General features: G+C 55.4%; 16 protein-coding genes. 6 read left to right on the top strand and 10 right to left on the bottom strand.

Going from position 1 to position 17481, the window contains the following annotated elements; genetic code table 11:
* Window positions 1-9: 9 nt before the first annotated feature.
* Entirely contained in the window at window positions 10-315 is a 306-nt protein-coding gene (ulaB, locus tag ACQG11_RS11875) for a PTS ascorbate transporter subunit IIB (protein ID WP_003856022.1), read from the bottom strand.
* 12 nt (window positions 316-327) lie between these two features.
* Entirely contained in the window at window positions 328-1728 is a 1401-nt protein-coding gene (ulaA, locus tag ACQG11_RS11870) for a PTS ascorbate transporter subunit IIC (RefSeq protein ID WP_022646831.1), read from the bottom strand.
* A gap of 359 nt (window positions 1729-2087) precedes the next feature.
* Between ulaA and ulaG the strand changes: the two genes are divergently transcribed.
* Together ulaG and ulaR are read left to right on the top strand one after the other, a co-directional pair.
* A complete protein-coding gene (gene ulaG / locus ACQG11_RS11865) occupies window positions 2088-3152 on the top strand; it encodes an L-ascorbate 6-phosphate lactonase (RefSeq protein ID WP_023299142.1) in 1065 nt (354 codons plus the stop codon).
* A gap of 110 nt (window positions 3153-3262) precedes the next feature.
* Window positions 3263-4018 (top strand): HTH-type transcriptional regulator UlaR, encoded by a 756-nt coding sequence (ulaR, locus tag ACQG11_RS11860; RefSeq protein WP_003856014.1) that lies wholly within the window; start codon window positions 3263-3265, stop codon window positions 4016-4018.
* On the opposite strand, the gene yjfP is transcribed toward ulaR, so the two are convergent.
* Window positions 4015-4737, bottom strand: a complete 723-nt coding sequence (gene yjfP, locus ACQG11_RS11855; RefSeq protein WP_038415143.1) for an esterase — start codon at window positions 4735-4737, stop codon at window positions 4015-4017. The two genes, ulaR and yjfP, sit on opposite strands and share 4 nt — an antisense overlap.
* Window positions 4738-4874: 137 nt before the next feature.
* Between yjfP and bsmA the strand changes: the two genes are divergently transcribed.
* The 3 genes from bsmA to ACQG11_RS11840 all read left to right on the top strand — a co-directional run bounded on the left by bsmA (window position 4875) and on the right by ACQG11_RS11840 (window position 7730).
* Window positions 4875-5204 carry a biofilm peroxide resistance protein BsmA gene (gene bsmA / locus ACQG11_RS11850; protein ID WP_426728380.1) on the top strand — a complete coding sequence of 110 codons (330 nt, stop codon included), beginning with the start codon at window positions 4875-4877 and terminating at the stop codon, window positions 5202-5204.
* A gap of 148 nt (window positions 5205-5352) precedes the next feature.
* Entirely contained in the window at window positions 5353-5628 is a 276-nt protein-coding gene (yjfN, locus tag ACQG11_RS11845; protein WP_003856009.1) for a DUF1471 family protease activator YjfN, read from the top strand.
* A 170-nt stretch (window positions 5629-5798) separates the two neighbouring features.
* Window positions 5799-7730, top strand: coding sequence for a methyl-accepting chemotaxis protein (locus tag ACQG11_RS11840; RefSeq protein WP_426728379.1), 1932 nt, complete (start codon window positions 5799-5801; stop codon window positions 7728-7730).
* On the opposite strand, the gene ACQG11_RS11835 is transcribed toward ACQG11_RS11840, so the two are convergent.
* Entirely contained in the window at window positions 7727-9349 is a 1623-nt protein-coding gene (locus ACQG11_RS11835; RefSeq protein ID WP_426728378.1) for an isovaleryl-CoA dehydrogenase, read from the bottom strand. The genes ACQG11_RS11840 and ACQG11_RS11835 overlap by 4 nt on opposite strands.
* A gap of 195 nt (window positions 9350-9544) precedes the next feature.
* Between ACQG11_RS11835 and ACQG11_RS11830 the strand changes: the two genes are divergently transcribed.
* Complete coding sequence (locus tag ACQG11_RS11830) at window positions 9545-10819, top strand: MFS transporter (protein ID WP_126292051.1); 1275 nt, start codon at window positions 9545-9547, stop codon at window positions 10817-10819.
* Window positions 10820-10910: 91 nt separating this feature from the next.
* On the opposite strand, the gene rlmB is transcribed toward ACQG11_RS11830, so the two are convergent.
* The 6 genes from rlmB to hflC form a co-directional block, all read right to left on the bottom strand.
* Complete coding sequence (gene rlmB, locus ACQG11_RS11825; protein WP_003856001.1) at window positions 10911-11642, bottom strand: 23S rRNA (guanosine(2251)-2'-O)-methyltransferase RlmB; 732 nt, start codon at window positions 11640-11642, stop codon at window positions 10911-10913.
* A 64-nt stretch (window positions 11643-11706) separates the two neighbouring features.
* A complete protein-coding gene (gene rnr / locus ACQG11_RS11820) occupies window positions 11707-14148 on the bottom strand; it encodes a ribonuclease R (protein ID WP_023299135.1) in 2442 nt (813 codons plus the stop codon).
* Between the two features lie 38 nt (window positions 14149-14186).
* Window positions 14187-14612 (bottom strand): nitric oxide-sensing transcriptional repressor NsrR, encoded by a 426-nt coding sequence (gene nsrR, locus ACQG11_RS11815; protein WP_003855998.1) that lies wholly within the window; start codon window positions 14610-14612, stop codon window positions 14187-14189.
* Between the two features lie 192 nt (window positions 14613-14804).
* Window positions 14805-16103, bottom strand: a complete 1299-nt coding sequence (locus ACQG11_RS11810) for an adenylosuccinate synthase (protein ID WP_032621775.1) — start codon at window positions 16101-16103, stop codon at window positions 14805-14807.
* Window positions 16104-16207: 104 nt separating this feature from the next.
* Window positions 16208-16405, bottom strand: coding sequence for a DUF2065 domain-containing protein (locus ACQG11_RS11805; protein WP_003855996.1), 198 nt, complete (start codon window positions 16403-16405; stop codon window positions 16208-16210).
* A 71-nt stretch (window positions 16406-16476) separates the two neighbouring features.
* Window positions 16477-17481 carry a protease modulator HflC gene (gene hflC, locus ACQG11_RS11800; RefSeq protein ID WP_022646821.1) on the bottom strand — a complete coding sequence of 335 codons (1005 nt, stop codon included), beginning with the start codon at window positions 17479-17481 and terminating at the stop codon, window positions 16477-16479.

The raw sequence follows: 17481 nt of genomic DNA, 5'->3' as shown, positions 1-17481 counted from the left end.
GTGGCATCCTTACTTCACGTCTTGTGGGAAGTGCTCTTTGATCACTTCCAGCAGTTTTGGCCCAAAATCCGCAGGCGACAGCATGTTGCGCACGCCTACCACGTATTTGTTGCCCGACACGCTAATCTCGCCGGCAATGTGCGTTGAAGCGATGATGATGTCCGCGCCGTTCAGTTCACTTTTGTATTCACCCACTGCGCAGCTGTTCACCGTGTGGTCAATGTTTGACTGGGTTAAAAACTGGTCCACTTTCATTTTCATGATCATGGAGCTTCCTTGCCCATTGCCACACACAGCCAGGATACGTACGGTCATAATCGAAACTCCTTAGTGAGCAGAAACTTCTGCTGTTTGTTTTTCCGCATCTTCTTCAGCTCGCAGCGAACGGCCAGCGAAGAACATATAAGTCAGTGCAATCAGGATGATGACGGCCATAAAGACCAGCCCGACGGACGCAAAGCCCTGCATCATCGGCGGCGCCAGAATTGACCAGTCCGCCATGCCCATCCAGGCGCTCATGCCGGTGAGCTTGACCGCCCACACGCACCCGAAGATTTCAACCATGCCCATCACCAGGCAGATCTTGAGCGCGGCGCGCCATCCGCCGAAGTGGTTAGCAAACACGCCGATAGTGGCGTTGGAGAAGAACATCGGGATAAAGCCAGGAATAATCAGGATTGAGGAGCCACAGCCCACCAGGATGCCGACCGCAATCAGCTGGCCGATGGTGCCCCACATAAAGCCCCAGACGACGGCGTTTGGCGCAAAGCTATAGATAGCCGCACAGTCAATCGCCAGCACCGCGCCAGGGATCAGGCGCTGAGAGATACCGTTGAACGCTTCCGACAGCTCGGCGACGAACATACGCACGCCCTGAGTGATGATGAAAATGGCCACGGCAAAGGAGAAACCGGTTTGCAGGATATAGACCGTCCAGTGGGTTTTACCCGCCATCGCCTGCACCACGTCAATGCCAAAGGAAAGCAGGATGGCACCGAAGAAAAGGGTCATCACAATCGCCGTGGAGACGATGTTGTCGTGGAAGATATTCAACCAGCCAGGCAATTTGAGGTCTTCAACACTCTCCTCTTTTTTACCCAGGTACGGTGCAACTTTGTACGCAATCCAGGAGGCGAACTGCTGTTGGTGACCGATGGAGAAGCCGCAGCCGTCAGTAACGTCCTGCGTTGGCTTATACATCATGTTGGAGGTGATGCCCCAGTAAAGCGAGACCAGCACTGCCGTGCAGATGACCGTGGTCCACATTGGGTAGCCGAAGATATAGAGAGAAACGGCAATCAGCCCCGCCTGCTGGAACATGATGTGCCCGGTGAGCATGATGGTGCGAATACCGGTGATGCGGCGCAGGAGCACGTAAATGATGTTCAGCGCCAGCGCGAGCAGTACCGCATACCCAACCCAGCTGTACGCATCCCCCATGCGATCGATGGTGGCCATCATGGACGCGTAAGTGTCAGAGATGGCGCCGTTAATGCCATATACCTCAGACATTTTGGCAACGACCGGCTTAAACGTGCTGGTCAGAATGCCAGACCCCGCCTGCAACAGCATAAAACCAATGATGGTTTTGATGGTGCCTTTGATAATCACGCTGACGCTTTTGCGCAGCAGGATGTACCCCAGGCACGTCACGATACCCAGCAACAGCGGGGCGTTGGTCATTACCTGATTAAAGAAAACGGTAAAGACGTTGTAGAGGATCTCCATAACTCTCTCCAGAAAATGAGAACACGAGGGGCAATCCCTGTGTGGTTGGTGTCATCACTCTATTAATCACAAATAATCACCACAAGATTGCATTTGATTATTTGTGACGGATCACGCAATTTATTTCCATGGAGTTAGTAATGATTTTCACTACCGATCCAGAGAGATAAATAAATTCTTAATTTTCAATATATTAATTATATGTAGCGGTTATCTTAACAACGACGAGGTGTATTTTCTGTGATGTGGCGAGGGGAATTTTCCGCAAATCAGCCATTGCAAATCGATTCAAGCAGTGCCAGCATTAATCACAACAAGTCACAGTATGATTACTTTTGATTAAAACCAGGAGTCAAACGATGAGTAAAGTGAAAACCATCACCCGTGAATCATGGATTTTGAGTACCTTTCCGGAGTGGGGTAGCTGGCTGAACGAAGAGATCGAGCAGGAACAGGTTGCTCCTGGCACATTTGCGATGTGGTGGCTTGGATGCACCGGGATCTGGCTGAAATCAGAAGGCGGCGCCAACATTTGTGTCGATTTCTGGTGCGGCACCGGCAAACAGAGCCACGGCAATCCACTGATGAAAAAAGGTCACCAGATGCAGCGTATGGCCGGCGTTGAAAAGCTCCAGCCGAACCTGCGCACCACGCCTTTTGTGCTTGATCCTTTCGCCATTCGCCAGATCGACGCCGTTCTCTCTACCCACGATCACAACGATCATATCGACGTGAACGTGGCGGCAGCGGTAATGCAAAACTGCGCGGACGACGTACCCTTTATCGGGCCGCAGACCTGCGTGGATTTGTGGATTGGCTGGGGCGTGCCAAAAGAGCGCTGCATTGTGATGAAGCCGGGCGACGTGGTGAAAATCAAAGACGTTGAAATTCACGCGCTGGATGCCTTTGATCGCACCGCGCTGATCACCCTGCCTGCCGACCAGAAAGCCGCAGGCGTACTGCCAGACGGGATGGACGAGCGCGCAGTGAACTACCTGTTCAAAACGCCTGGCGGTTCCCTGTATCACAGCGGTGACTCTCACTACTCCAACTACTACGCGAAGCACGGTAACGAGCACCAGATTGACGTGGCGCTTGGCTCTTACGGTGAAAACCCGCGAGGGATTACCGACAAAATGACCAGCGCGGACATGCTGCGCATGGCCGAAGCGCTGAACACCAAAGTGGTGATCCCCTTCCACCACGATATCTGGTCAAACTTCCAGGCCGATCCGCAAGAGATCCGCGTCCTGTGGGAGATGAAAAAAGACCGACTCAAGTATGGTTTCAAGCCGTTCATCTGGCAGGTTGGCGGCAAGTTCACCTGGCCGCTGGATAAAGACAATCTCGAGTACCACTACCCGCGTGGTTTTGATGATTGCTTCACCATTGAGCCAGACCTGCCGTTCAAGTCCTTCCTCTGATTGTGCAGCCCAATCGCCAGACACTGTGTCTGGCGATGTCATATTTAATTTAGTAATTTCATGCTATTTCAAATATCATCTTTTCAAATCAATTCTTTTCGGAATAGCTCATGACGGAAGCGCAACGGCATCAAATTTTACTGGAACTCCTGGCGCAAACAGGGTTTATCACCGTCGAGAAAGTGATCGAACGTTTAGGGATCTCCCCTGCTACCGCGCGGCGGGACATTAACAAGCTGGATGAAAGCGGCAAGCTGAAAAAAGTCCGCAACGGCGCAGAGGCCATCAGCCAGCAGCGTCCACGCTGGACGCCGATGAATATTCACCAGGCGCAGAATCACGATGAAAAGGTGCGGATTGCCAGAGCGGCATCACAGCTGGTGAATCCCGGGGAAAGCGTGGTGATTAACTGCGGCTCGACAGCGTTTTTACTGGGCCGAGAGATGTGCGGCAAGCCGGTGCAAATCATTACCAACTATCTGCCGCTGGCCAACTATCTCATTGACCAGGAACATGAAAGCGTGGTGATCATGGGCGGCCAGTATAACAAGAGCCAGTCCATAACCCTGAGCCCGCAGGACAGTGAAAACAGCCTCTACGCCGGGCACTGGATGTTTACCAGCGGCAAAGGCCTGACGGCGGATGGCCTGTATAAAACCGATATGCTCACCGCAATGGCAGAGCAGAACATGCTCAACGTGGTGGGTAAACTGGTGGTGCTGGTCGACAGCAGCAAGGTCGGTGAACGCGCCGGCATGCTTTTCAGCCGCGCCGAGCAAATCAGCATGGTGATCACCGGCAAAAACGCCAACCCCGAGATCCTCAGCAAGCTCGAGGATCAGGGTGTCACGGTGCTGCGCGTTTAAAGGTGCTGACGGAAAAACTCCACGGTGGCTTCCAGCGCAGCCGGAGTAATACGGTGCCGGACACCGGCACCCCACAGGCAGGTCAGATTGCTGTCCAGCCCTTCACGCTGTAGCGCCTGTTGCAGACGGAACGTTTCACCGGGCGGTACGACGTCGTCGGCATCCCCATGCCACAGCAGCAGGGGACGATCGGCCAGCTGCGAAAGCGCATGGCTGACGTCCCATTCAGACAACAGGGCTTCAATCTCCTGAGGTGCCTGCGGCGGGAACAGCGTCTTTGCCAGTGACATAAAGTAGCCCGATCCCATCAGGCAAGCCACGGACGTCACCTCCGGATGCCTGGCCATGAGCCCCAGCGCCGTCATTCCGCCCATTGATGCGCCTGCGACCGCCAGCCGTTTCCCCTCCACCAGCCCGGCCTGTAAAAGCGCGTCACGCAGCCCGGCGAACTCGGTCAGATTGCCGTGCAGCGTTTGCCAGAACAGCCCCAGCCGCGCCTGTTCATCGCCCGTAAAGCGTGCCCCATGATTCGGCGCATCAGGCATGACCACCCGGAAACCGGCCTGCGCCAGCGCGACGGCAAAATAGCTGTAGACCAGCTTTGAGGAGAGAAAACCATGATAGAAAACTACCGTCGGCAGCGGCTGTTCACCTTTACCAGCCGGAAAAGCATGGATGATTTCATGCTCACTAAGCAGGCGAGTTTCAATTTCAATCATTGTCGATCCTGTGCTGATGAATGATTCATAATGTTGAGAGCTGGATTACGGTTTCACGATATTTTCATTCGAAATCTACGTCCCAGATAACACTTCGGGAACATTCCCCCAAAACTAAATTCGCAGACCACTACACTATGGCTATCAGGAAAAGAGACAGGTTTATGCGCAGGCTTACCGCTTTATTGCTGGTCTCACTGCTCAGCGGATGTTCCGTATTGCAGGGTACTCCAGAACCGGCACCGCCGGTTACCGATCATCCTCAGGAGATTCGTCGTAATCAGACGGAAGGATTACAACGCCTGGGAACCGTATCCGCGATGGTTCGCGGTTCACCGGATGATGCAGAAGACGCAATTGAAGCACAGGCCGTTGCCGCAAAAGCAGATTATTACGTCATCACGATGATTGATGAAACCATTATTACGGGACAGTGGTATGCACAAAGCATTTTGTACCGTAAGTGAGCATCATCATTTGAACGACCTTTACACTGCTTTGCGTCCGTAGACATTTTCCTGTCCACAATAAACTCCATGCCAGCAACAATGGAAATGAGTTTATTCGCGAAGGATTGCCCGGCGGATACCGGAGACACGTGAAAAGGAGCTGACGATGAAACGAACCCTTGCTTTAACGACGCTATTGCTTTCAGCGGGCCTGCTGAGCACCACGGCGCAGTCGGCTGAATTTGCCAGCGCGGATTGCGTCACGGGCCTGAATGAGATTGGTCAGATCTCCGTCAATAATATCACGGGGAGTCCGCAAGACGTTGAACGTGTCGTCGCCCTGAAGGCCGATGAACAGGGCGCATCCTGGTATCGCATCGTCCAGATGCAGGAAGATCACCATGTTAATCACTGGCGCGTGCAGGCCATTCTTTATGCATAATCCCCTCCGATAAAAGCCACTTAATTTTAGTGGCTTTTCACTTTTGCAAATTTTTTATCTCTCCCGAAACTCAATAAAAACAAATGTGTAACATTCAGTTACATTAAACAGATAAACGTTCTCTCCGCTCTGCCGTTGAACAGCCATCACTTTTCAATAATGAGCAATATATGATCACCTTTTTCCGCCGGGCAGGACTGGGCACGAAGCTATCGCTGCTAACAGGTGTAAGTGTCGCTACGCTTTTTTTGCTGTTCACTTTCCTGTTGAGCCACAACGCCAGCCAGCAGCTTGAAGATCTTGCGGTTGAAGACCTGCATAACCAGTCCACCGGCATGGTGGATATGGTAGAGATGTTCAACACCAGCCTGAGCGAAGAGGTTGAAAGCTATACCCGTCTGTTCACCACCTTTTTGCCACAGCCATTGAACAGCGACAGCAGCCATAGCCGGACCATAAACGGGCTTACCGTTCCTTTGCTGAAAGGCGGCGAAACGGAGCTGCATGAAAACAATACGCTTTCTGATGACTTCCTGAGCCGAACGGGAGCCATCTCGACGCTGTTTGTCCGCAACGGTAACGATTTTGTCCGCGTGGCGACGTCGCTGCGCAAAGAGAATGGCGACCGCGCGATCGGAACCGTTCTTGATACCACCAGCCCGGCATTTGCCGCCGTCACTAAAGGGGAGGTCTATCGTGGCCTCGCGCTGCTGTTCGGCAAGCGCTATATCACGCAGTACCAGCCTGTTAAGAATGCGGAAGGCCAGGTTATCGGGATTATCTTTGTCGGCGTGGACATCACCCATTCGTGGAACGTCATGCGCGAGAAAATCCTTAACCGTCGTCTGGGCGAGAGCGGCCACTTCTTTGTACTGGATCGCAGCAGCGGCAAAACGCGCGGACAGTATCTGTTCCATGCCAGCGAAGAGGGCAAACTGCCTAACTGGGACACGGCGACACAGCAGCAGCTTCTGAGTGATAAAGCCGGCACGCTGGAACGCGTGAGCGCGGATGGCCGTACGCTCAAAGTTGCCTACACGCCGCTACCGGGCTGGAACTGGACCTTCGTGGGTGAAGTGGATAAAGCCGTACTGCTTTCAAGCGTCACCACACTGCGCGATCGCTTCCTGATGGCGGGCGTGGTGCTATCCGCTCTCTTCGCGGGCCTGTTCGTTATCCTCATTCGCCGGATGCTAACCCGCCCACTGCGCGAGGTGATCGCGCTTGCCCGGCAGTATGCCGCAGGCGATCTGCGCGCCAGCCTGCCGGTTACCCGCCAGGATGAAGTCGGCCAGCTGATTGACGCCATCAACGGGATCGGGGAAGGCCTGCAAAAAATTGTGTTGCAGGTCCGCGAGGCCGCAAGCGAGATCCATCTGGGGACTAACGCGCTGGCTTCAGACACCGGCGAGATATCTGAACAGATCAACAAGCAGGCCAGCAGCGTTGAGGAGACCTCCGCCAGCATGGAGCAATTAGCCGCCACCGTGCAGCAAAATGCCGCCAACATGGAGCAAACGCAGCAGCTGGTGGGTGAAACCTCGCGTGCGGTGCATCAGGGTGGAGAGACGGTGACCCACGCAGTCTCCACCATGGATGATATTCGCGATGCATCGAAACGCATTGAAGACATCACCCGCGTGATTGAGTCCATCGCTTTCCAGACCAATATCCTGGCGCTCAATGCGGCGGTTGAAGCGGCGCGGGCGGGCGAGCACGGGAAAGGTTTCGCAGTGGTGGCGCAAGAGGTACGCGCCCTGGCCGCACGCAGCGCCAACGCGGTAAAAGAGATTGAACAGCTGATTGGGGATACGCTGAACAAGGTGAGCGAAGGCCATGCGCTGTCTGAGCAGACACGTCTGGCGATGGATGCCATCATTGTTCATATCGATAACATCAGCCAGCTTGTCACTGAGATCAACCACGCCTCCCGCGAGCAGTCGGCGGGAATTGGCCAGGTGAATCTGGCGATGACGCACATCGGTGAGGCATCGCACATCAATGCCGATCGCATCTCACGCAGCGAGCAGACAGCACAGACGCTGCGCGAGAAGGGTTCACATCTCACCCGGCTGGTGAGCCTGTTCCAGCTGAAGGCTTAACCGACCCGGCCCGTGGCGCGCAGCAGCAGGTCGTTTTGCACCTGCTCGCTCATCAGCGTGCCGCCCCGGGTATCCAGCATCATGCGGCACCACGCCTGCGCCACGGACGGCGATGCGTGCCGCAGTATTTGACTTCCGGCCCCGAGTAAAAAGAGCTGCTGCGCGATCTCCCTGCCCTGCGCTTCCTGCGGTTTCCGCAGCTTCTGCTGTAGCTGACGCCAGCTGCGAGCGAAGTGCCTGTCCTGGCCTTTTACCTGCGCGAAATCATCGGCGAGCAGGTCGAGAATGCCCGACTGCTTCGCCAGCACGCGCAGTACGTCCAGGCACATAATATTGCCAGAGCCTTCCCAGATGCTGTTGACGGGCATTTCACGGTACAACCGCGGAAGCTCACTCTCTTCGCAATAGCCTGCACCGCCCAGCACCTCCATTGCCTCTGCCACAAACGGTATACCCGCTTTGCAGACGCTGTATTTTGCCGCCGGAGTGAAAAGCCGCGCCCATGCGGCTTCCTGCGGGTCGTTGCGGTTGTCCCACGCCCGGGCGAGTCGGAACAGCAGTGCCGTGTGTCCCTCCAGCACCAGCGCCATACGGCTTAGCACGTCGCGCATTAACGGCTGGTCGATCAGATTTTTGCCGAAGGTCTGCCGCTGATGGGCATGATAAAGCGCCACAGAGAGCGCACGGCGCATCAGTCCGTGGCTGCCCAGCGCGCAGTCAAAGCGCGTCAGCCCGCCCATCTTCAGAATTTGCCGGACGCCTTCCCCCTCTTCGCCCAGCAGCCAGCCGGAAGCATCAAGAAATTCAGCCTCACTGCTGGCATTTGAGCGGTTGCCGAGCTTGTCCTTCAGACGCTCAAGGCGCACGGCATTACGTTGCCCGTCGGGTAAGAAACGCGGGACAAAAAAGCAGGACAACCCGCCCTTCGCCTGCGCCAGCACCAGATGCGCATCGCTCTGCGGCACGGAGAAAAACCATTTGTGCCCCACCAGCCGGTAACTGCCATCGCTGCATTTCTCTGCTTTGGTAGTATTACTGAGTACGTCCGAACCGCCCTGCTTTTCCGTCATCCCCATGCCGATCAGCAGGCCGCGCTTTTGCGCCCCCGGCGCGAGATGGGGGTCGTAGCGATCGCTCATCAGCGGCGTTAACCACTCATGAAACGGTTTGGGCAGCGACCGTTGCAACAGCGGCGTGGCCGCAAAGGTCATGGTCACCGGGCAAAGCGTTCCCGCCTCCACCTGAGCATGAAGTACGAAACGCGCGGCCCTGGCGACGAACGATCCTTTCCGCGCCTCCTCCTCCCACGCCAGGTTGTGCACCCGGTTGGCGCAAAGCCCCTGCATCAGAAGATGCCATGCCGGATGAAAGCGGACGTCATCCAGCCTCGCTCCCGTGGCGTCATAACGCAGCAGCTCCGGCGGATTAACGTTCGCCAGTCTGCCCAGCTCCAGCGACTCTGCCGTACCCAACTGCTGGCCGATGCTGGCAAGAAGATCCACATCCCACTCAGCCCCTTCGCGCGCTACCGCATCGCGCAGGGCGCAATCAGAGAGAAAAAGGTTGCTGTTCGATAGCGGTGCAGGTTGATTAAAAACGGTATGTGTCTGCCAGTGCATGTTGTCTCCCTCCTTTCATTGGCAATAAAGGTAAGTATGGACAGAGGGTATGAACGCTGCATGGGAGGGGGGTCACACGATGACGATCGTGTTGATATCATTCGTGAAATAGCTCACAGAACATAAGAATAAACTATTTCCTTACTTAACTAATGCTGAATAATTTATTCTTACCCCGTTTTTGTGAGGATCGTTATGCAACAGGCTGCGCACAAGCATGCATTAATTGCAGGCTCCATCGGTAATTTCATCGAGTGGTATGAATTTGCGGTCTATGGTTTTCTGGCAACGGTGATTGCCAGAAACTTCTTCCAGCTTGAGGGGGAAGCGGAGCTCACCAGCCTGATCCTCACCTGGGCCTCATTCGCCATCGCTTTCTTCTTCCGCCCGCTGGGTGCGGTGGTCTTTGGCCGCATTGGCGACAGGATTGGCCGTAAACCGACGCTGATTATTGTGCTGGTATTGATGACGCTCGCCACCGCTGCCATCGGTATTGTGCCGGTCTACGCCAGTATCGGGATTGCCGCGCCGCTGATCGTTACACTCCTGCGTATTCTGCAAGGACTGTTCGCGGGCGGTGAGTATGGCGGCGCGGTCTCGTTGATGACGGAGTTCGCCCCGCGCGGCAAGCGCGGTCTTTACGGGGCATGGCAGTCCTTCACCGTGGCGCTCGGACTGTTAGCAGGCGCAGGCATTGTCGCGTTGCTCTCTGCCCTTCTCTCCCCTGAAGCCTTGCACGACTGGGGCTGGCGCATTCCGTTCTTCCTGGCGTTGCCGATGGGTGCGGTCGCGCTATGGCTGCGGGTAAGCATGGAAGAGACACCGAGCTTTGTGCAGCAACGGGAAAAACCGGTTGTTACTCAGGCCAGCACCGCCGCCACGTTCAAAACCATTCTGATGGGCATTGGTCGCGTGATGGTCTGGTCTGCGGCGGGTTATACCTATCTGGTGATTATGCCGACCTATCTGCAATCTGCGCTGCACACCGGTTTTAACCAGGCGCTGCTGATTGCGGTGATTTCTAACATTGGGTTTGCGCTCACGATCATTCCGTCGGGCATACTGAGCGACAGGATCGGGCGGCGGACGGTGATGATTATCGCCACCGTGCTCCTGCTGATCCTCGCCCTGCCGCTGCTGAAAATTTTGCAGGCGGAGTCCAGCACGTTGGCTGTCAAAGCGATTGTGGTGTTGATTGCGGGGGGTTTGGTTGGGATGCTGGCAGGGCCGGGGCCGGCAATGCTGTCTGAGATGTTCCCGACGCGCGTGCGTTATACCGGGCTGGGGCTGGCCTATTCTCTGTCGAATGCGATCTTCTCGGGCTGTGCGGGGCTGATCATTACCGGGCTGATTAAAGAGACGGGCAATCTGGATATTCCGGCGTACTACGTGATGGCAACGGCGGTGGTGAGTATTTTCGCGCTGATGACGTTGAGGAAGGATGACCATTTACGGTCGTTAGAGGAGTGAGATTGTTGCCCGGTGGCGCTGCGCTTACCGGGCCTACGGTACCATGCTTTTGTAGGCCGGGTAAGGCGAAGCCGCCACCCGGCACAACAGGCTACCCGCGCTGACGCACCGCTTCAAACAGGCAGATACCCGTCGCAACAGAAACGTTCAGGGACGATACGCTGCCCGCCATCGGGATGCTGATCAGCTCATCGCAGTGCTCGCGGGTCAGACGACGCATACCTTCGCCTTCCGCTCCCATCACCAGCGCCATACGGCCAGTCATTTTGCTCTGGTACAGGGTGTGATCCGCTTCACCGGCTGTTCCTACGATCCAGATATTTTCTTCCTGCAACAGACGCATGGTGCGCGCCAGGTTAGTCACGCGGATCAACGGGACGTTTTCCGCCGCGCCGCAGGCGACTTTTTTAGCGGTAGCGTTAAGCTGCGCGGAGCGATCTCTTGGCACAATTACCGCATGCACGCCTGCTGCATCGGCGCTACGCAGGCACGCGCCCAGGTTGTGCGGGTCGGTTACGCCATCGAGGATCAGGAAGAACGGGTTATCCAGCTCAGCGATCAGATCCGGCAGATCGTTCTCCTGATACTGACGGCCCGGCTTCACGCGCGCGATAATGCCCTGGTGTACAGCACCTTCGCTTTTCTCATCCAGATACTGGCGGTTCGCCAGCTGGATCACGACGCCCTGCGCTTCCAGCGCGTGGATCAGCGGCATCAGACGTTTGTCTTCACGCCCTTTCAGAATAAAAACTTCCTGAAAACGCTCCGGCGCGCGCTCCAGCAGGGCCTGCACCGCGTGGATGCCGTAAATCATTTCACTCATTGATGGTTCTCGTAATAAATATTGTCCCTCTCCCCGTTGGGGAGAGGGTCAGGGTGAGGGGAAATTACTCCGCCTGCTGTTTCTTCGCCGCGCGCTTCGCTTTGGTTGCGGCCGCTATTTTTTGGGTCTTGGTCGACGGTTTTTTCGCTTTACGAGCGTCTTTTTTCGCCGCCTTGGGCTTCTGCTGCTTCTCGCCACGGAAGGCGCTGTCTGGCTCAAAGTTTACTCTTTTACCTGCCTGACGTCGCTTGCCGCCCGCTTTACCGTTGCCGCCTTTTTTCGCTTTCTCACGCTCGGTTTTCCCGACGTTACGCGGAGCCCGTTCGCTGGAGATGAGGCTGAAGTCGATTTTACGGTCATCCATATTCACGGCTTCTACCTTCACTTCCACCCGATCGCCCAGACGGTAGGTCTGACCGCCGGATTCACCGATCAGACGTTGTCCGACCTGGTCGAAGCGGTAGTAATCGTTATCAAGGCTGGAAACGTGCACCAGACCGTCGATAAACAGCTCATCCAGACGTACGAAGAAGCCAAAGCCGGTGACGCTGGCAATCACACCTTTAAAGACGTTACCCACCTGATCCAGCATAAAGTCACACTTCAGCCAGTCCGCCACGTCGCGCGTTGCTTCATCCGCACGACGCTCGGTCATGGAACAGTGCTGGCCCAGTTGCAGCATCTCTTCCATGGAGTAGTGATACCCACCGGTTTCGGTCGTATTGCCTTTGTGACCTTGCTCGTGCGCCAGCAGATACTTGATCGCACGGTGCAGGGACAGATCCGGATAACGGCGAATCGGCGAGGTAAAGTGCGCATACGACTGTAACGCCAGACCAAAGTGGCCCCGGTTTTCCGGATCGTAAATCGCCTGCTTCATGGAACGCAGCAGCATGGTTTGCAGCATTTCCGCGTCAGGACGATCGCTGATGGATTCCAGCAGCTCGGCATAATCGCGTGGCTCAGGCTTATTGCCGCCAGGCAGCTCCAGGCCGAGTTCGGCCAGCACGGAACGGAACGAGGTTACGGCTTCCGTGGTTGGCTTATCGTGAATACGGAACAGCGCAGGCTCTTTGGCTTTCTCAACGAAACGTGCCGCCGAGATGTTCGCCAGGATCATACACTCTTCAATCAGCTTGTGCGCATCGTTACGCTGAGTCTGCTCGATTCGCTCGATACGACGCTCAGCGTTAAAGATGAATTTCGCCTCTTCACTCTCAAACGAGATCCCACCGCGCTCTTCGCGCGCCTGATCCAGCGTTTTGTAGAGGTTGTGCAGCTCTTCGATGTGTTTGACCAGCGGCGCGTACTGTTCGCGAAGATCCTGATCGCCCTGCAACATATGCCAGACCTTGGTATAGGTCAGGCGCGCATGAGAACTCATCACCGCTTCGTAGAACTTATAGCCCGTCAGACGTCCCTTGCTGGAGATGGTCATTTCGCAGACCATACACAGGCGGTCCACCTGCGGGTTGAGGGAACACAGGCCGTTAGAGAGCACTTCTGGCAGCATCGGTACAACCTGCGACGGGAAGTAGACTGACGTACCGCGGCTGCGCGCTTCGTTATCCAGCGGCGTGTGTGGACGTACGTAATAACTCACATCCGCGATAGCCACCCACAGACGCCAGCCGCCACCGCGTTTTTTCTCACAGTACACGGCATCATCGAAGTCACGGGCGTCTTCACCATCAATGGTGACCAGCGGCAGATCGCGCAGATCCACGCGGCCTGCTTTGGACTCTTCCGGCACTTCTTCACGCAGGTTTTCGATCTGGTCTTCAACCGCTTTCGGCCAGACGTAAGGAATTTCATGGGTGCGCAGCGCCATATCAACGGCCATGCCGGTGCCCATGTTATCGCCCAGCACTTCGACGATTTTACCTACCGCTTTGGTACGGCGGGTCGGGCGCTGGGTAAGTTCAACCACTACCACAAAGCCCATGCGTGCGCCCATCACCTCTTCAGGCGGGATGAGAATGTCGAAGCTCAGACGGCTATCGTCCGGCACCACAAAGCCTACGCCCGCATCGGTAAAGTAACGGCCTACAATCTGGCTGGTTTTCGGCACCAGCACGCGGACCACGCGCGCTTCGCGGCGGCCTTTACGATCTGCACCCAGCGGCTGCGCCAGGATCTGGTCGCCGTGAATACACATCTTCATCTGTTCGGATGAGAGGTACAGGTCGTCTTTACGGCCTTCCACGCGCAGGAAGCCGAAGCCATCGCGATGACCAATAACGGTGCCTTTCAGCAGATCGAGGCGTTCTGGCAGCGCGTAGCACTGGCGACGAGTAAAGACCAGCTGGCCGTCGCGCTCCATGGCGCGCAGGCGGCGGCGAAGGGCTTCAATTTGCTCTTCACCCTCAATGTTTAATTCAACGGCAAGTTCTTCACGATTGGCGGGTTTTTCGCGTTTTGTTAAGTGTTCAATGATGAACTCGCGGCTGGGGATAGGATTCGCGTATTTTTCGGCTTCGCGTTCCTGGAAAGGATCTTGTGACATGTCGGTTCCTCCGTTGTCAGCTCCGGTGGAAATTTTCTTCATTCCACCAGCAATAATTTATAAAGCGGTTGATTCTCTTCAACCAAATCGGCCAGCGTGTAGTTATCCAGTTCCTTGAGAAAACTTTGCACGGCCTTTGAAAGCGCCTGTTTCAGGCGGCAAGCGGGCGTAATGTGGCAAAACGCGCTGCTACAGTTCACCAGAGATAGCGGCTCCAGTTCACGTACCACATCGCCGATACGGATACTCTGTGCCGGTTTACCGAGACGGATCCCTCCATTCTTCCCGCGGACGGCAGCAACGTATCCGGCACGACTAAGTTGATTGATTATTTTGACCATATGATTACGGGACACACCGTACACCTCTGTGACTTCAGAGATGCTGGTCATCTTCCCATCGGGTAACGACGCCATGTAAATCAGCGCGCGTAAGCCGTAATCGGTGAAACTTGTTAACTGCACATCAACCTCAGGAAAAAGGGAAAACGCGGTCAAACCGCAGAGATATTCATTAATGATGATAAACCAGCCAGATAGTTAGCGGCTAATTTATTTGACAGACGGGGCGAAAAAGCGGAGATCCAGGAGCGGTCGCCGGATGGCGCTGCGCTTATCCGGCCTACGGGTTTCCCCGCAGGCCAGCAGTCACGAAGATTATGCGTCGAACGGGTCGCGCAGGATCATCGTTTCAGTACGATCCGGGCCGGTAGAAATAATATCGATCGGCACTTCGGTCAGTTCTTCAATACGCTTAATGTAGTCCAGCGCAGCTTTTGGCAGGCCACTACGTTCTTTCACACCGAAGGTGGTCTCAGACCAGCCCGGCATGGTTTCGTAGATTGGCTCAATGCCTTCCCAGTCGTCAGCGGCCAGCGGAGTGGTAGTCACTTCGCGACCATCTGGCAGACGATAGCCCACGCAGATTTTCACTTCTTTCAGGCCGTCCAGTACGTCCAGCTTGGTCAGGCAGAAGCCAGACAGGGAGTTGATCTGCACAGCACGACGCACGGCAACGGCGTCCAGCCAGCCGGTACGACGACGACGACCGGTGGTTGCGCCAAACTCGTTACCCTGCTTGCAGAGGAACTCGCCGGTTTCATCAAACAGCTCGGTCGGGAATGGACCCGCACCCACGCGAGTGGAGTACGCTTTGATGATGCCCAGAACGTAATCCACATAACGTGGGCCCAGGCCGGAGCCGGTTGCCACGCCACCCGCGGTGGTGTTAGAGGACGTTACGTACGGATAGGTACCGTGGTCGATGTCCAGCAGGGTACCCTGCGCACCTTCAAACATGACGAAATCGCCACGCTTGCGCGCCTGGTCCAGCAGATCGGACACATCAACAACCATGCCGGTCAGAATGTCAGCAATCGCCATGACGTCATCCAGCACTTTCTGGTAGTCAACGGCTTCGGCTTTATAGAAATTCACCAGCTGGAAGTTGTGATATTCCATCACTTCTTTCAGTTTTTCAGCGAAGGTCGCTTTGTCGAAGAGGTCGCCCACGCGCAGACCGCGACGAGCCACTTTATCTTCGTATGCCGGGCCGATGCCACGACCGGTAGTGCCGATCGCTTTCGCGCCACGCGCTTTTTCACGCGCCACGTCCAGCGCCACATGATAGTCCAGGATCAGCGGGCAGGCTTCGGAGAGCAGCAGACGCTCACGAACAGGGATACCACGGTCTTCCAGACCTTTCATCTCTTTCATCAGCGCAGCTGGAGACAGCACAACGCCGTTACCGATGATGCTAGTGACGTTTTCGCGAAGAATGCCTGATGGAATAAGATGGAGGACGGTTTTTTCACCGTTGATTACGAGAGTATGGCCTGCGTTGTGACCGCCCTGGTAGCGTACAACATATTTAGCCCGTTCAGTCAGAAGATCGACAATCTTCCCTTTACCTTCGTCACCCCATTGGGTGCCCAGTACGACGACGTTGTTACCCATTTTTTTCAAAATCACCGTTTGCTTAAAAATGGATTCTACCATCGCTTTTTCAGATATACAGCACTTTTTGACCCTAAAATATGCCGATTGCGGTTAGTTTTTGATCAGCCAATCGTTTTCCTCAACATGTAGTAGATAACGATACCGGCAACCACAAGTCCACCACCAAAACGACGCAAAATATTGTCCGGAAGTTGGCTCATTGTCGCGATCATCCGTCGCCATGCGCGTGGATAGAGCATCGGGCCGAGGCCTTCCAGCACCAAAACTAAAGCCAGTGCGAGCCAGATCGTTGAATTCATTTTTCATCCTTATAAAAGAAAACCACCGCTCCGTGAAGAGCGGTGGTTTGAATACTCAAACGAGCCTGAGTTTATCGCGTTGCGTTAGTCGGCGTCTTCATATAACGGAAGAAATCGCTGTCCGGGCTGAGTACCATCACATCCTGGTTGCTCTGGAAGCTATTCTCGTAAGCACGCAGGCTACGGATAAAGGCGTAGAAGTCGGGATCCTGGCTGAAGGCATCGGCAAACAGCTTCGCGGCTTCGGCATCGCCTTCACCACGCAGGATACGGCCCTGACGCTCAGATTCCGCCAGCGTCTTGGTCACTTCGTAGTCCGCTGCGGCACGCAGTTTCTCGGCCTCTTCCTGACCCTGTGAACGGTGACGACGGGCTACCGCTTCACGCTCGGCGCGCATACGGTTGTAGATCGCCTCGGACACCTCCGCTGGCAGGTTGATCTGCTTGATACGCACGTCAACCACTTCGATACCCAGTGCAGCCATACTGTTCGGGTTGATCACCGGTACTTTACCGTTGGTTTCAGCCTGAACGCGTTCAGCAGCTTTGGCAATCGCGTCATCCGCTGCCGGTGTTTCCACTTCGTCTTCGGTACCCGCTGTACCTGAGTTCAATGCATCACGCACTTCCAGGGTCAGACGACCTCGGGAGTCGGTCACGATGTCTTTTACATCCAGACGACCAATTTCAGAACGCAGACGGTCAGAGAACTTACGTTTCAGCAGCACTTCTGCCTGAGAAACGTCACCACCGCCGGTTGCCAGGAAGTAGCGGCTGAAGTCGCTGATGCGCCATTTGATGTAGGAATCAACGATCAGGTCTTTCTTCTCTTTAGTCACGAAACGGTCGGCCTGGTTATCCATGGTCTGGATACGTGCGTCGAGCGTTTTGACTGACTGAATGAAAGGCACCTTGAAGTGCAGACCCGGCTCGTAGATCACCGGACGCTTGTCGCCGTCACGCACGACGCTGCTAAACTGGAACTTGATCCCACGTTCGCCCTCTTTCACCACAAAGATGGAGGTGTAGAGCACGACCAGTGCGATGATGATGATCGCAATAACTGACTTACGCAT

This window comes from Enterobacter cloacae complex sp. 372C4, assembly GCF_050030615.1.
In the GTDB taxonomy this organism is placed as follows: Bacteria; Pseudomonadota; Gammaproteobacteria; order Enterobacterales; family Enterobacteriaceae; genus Enterobacter; species Enterobacter intestinihominis.
This window is presented reverse-complemented; position numbering and strand designations above follow the sequence as displayed.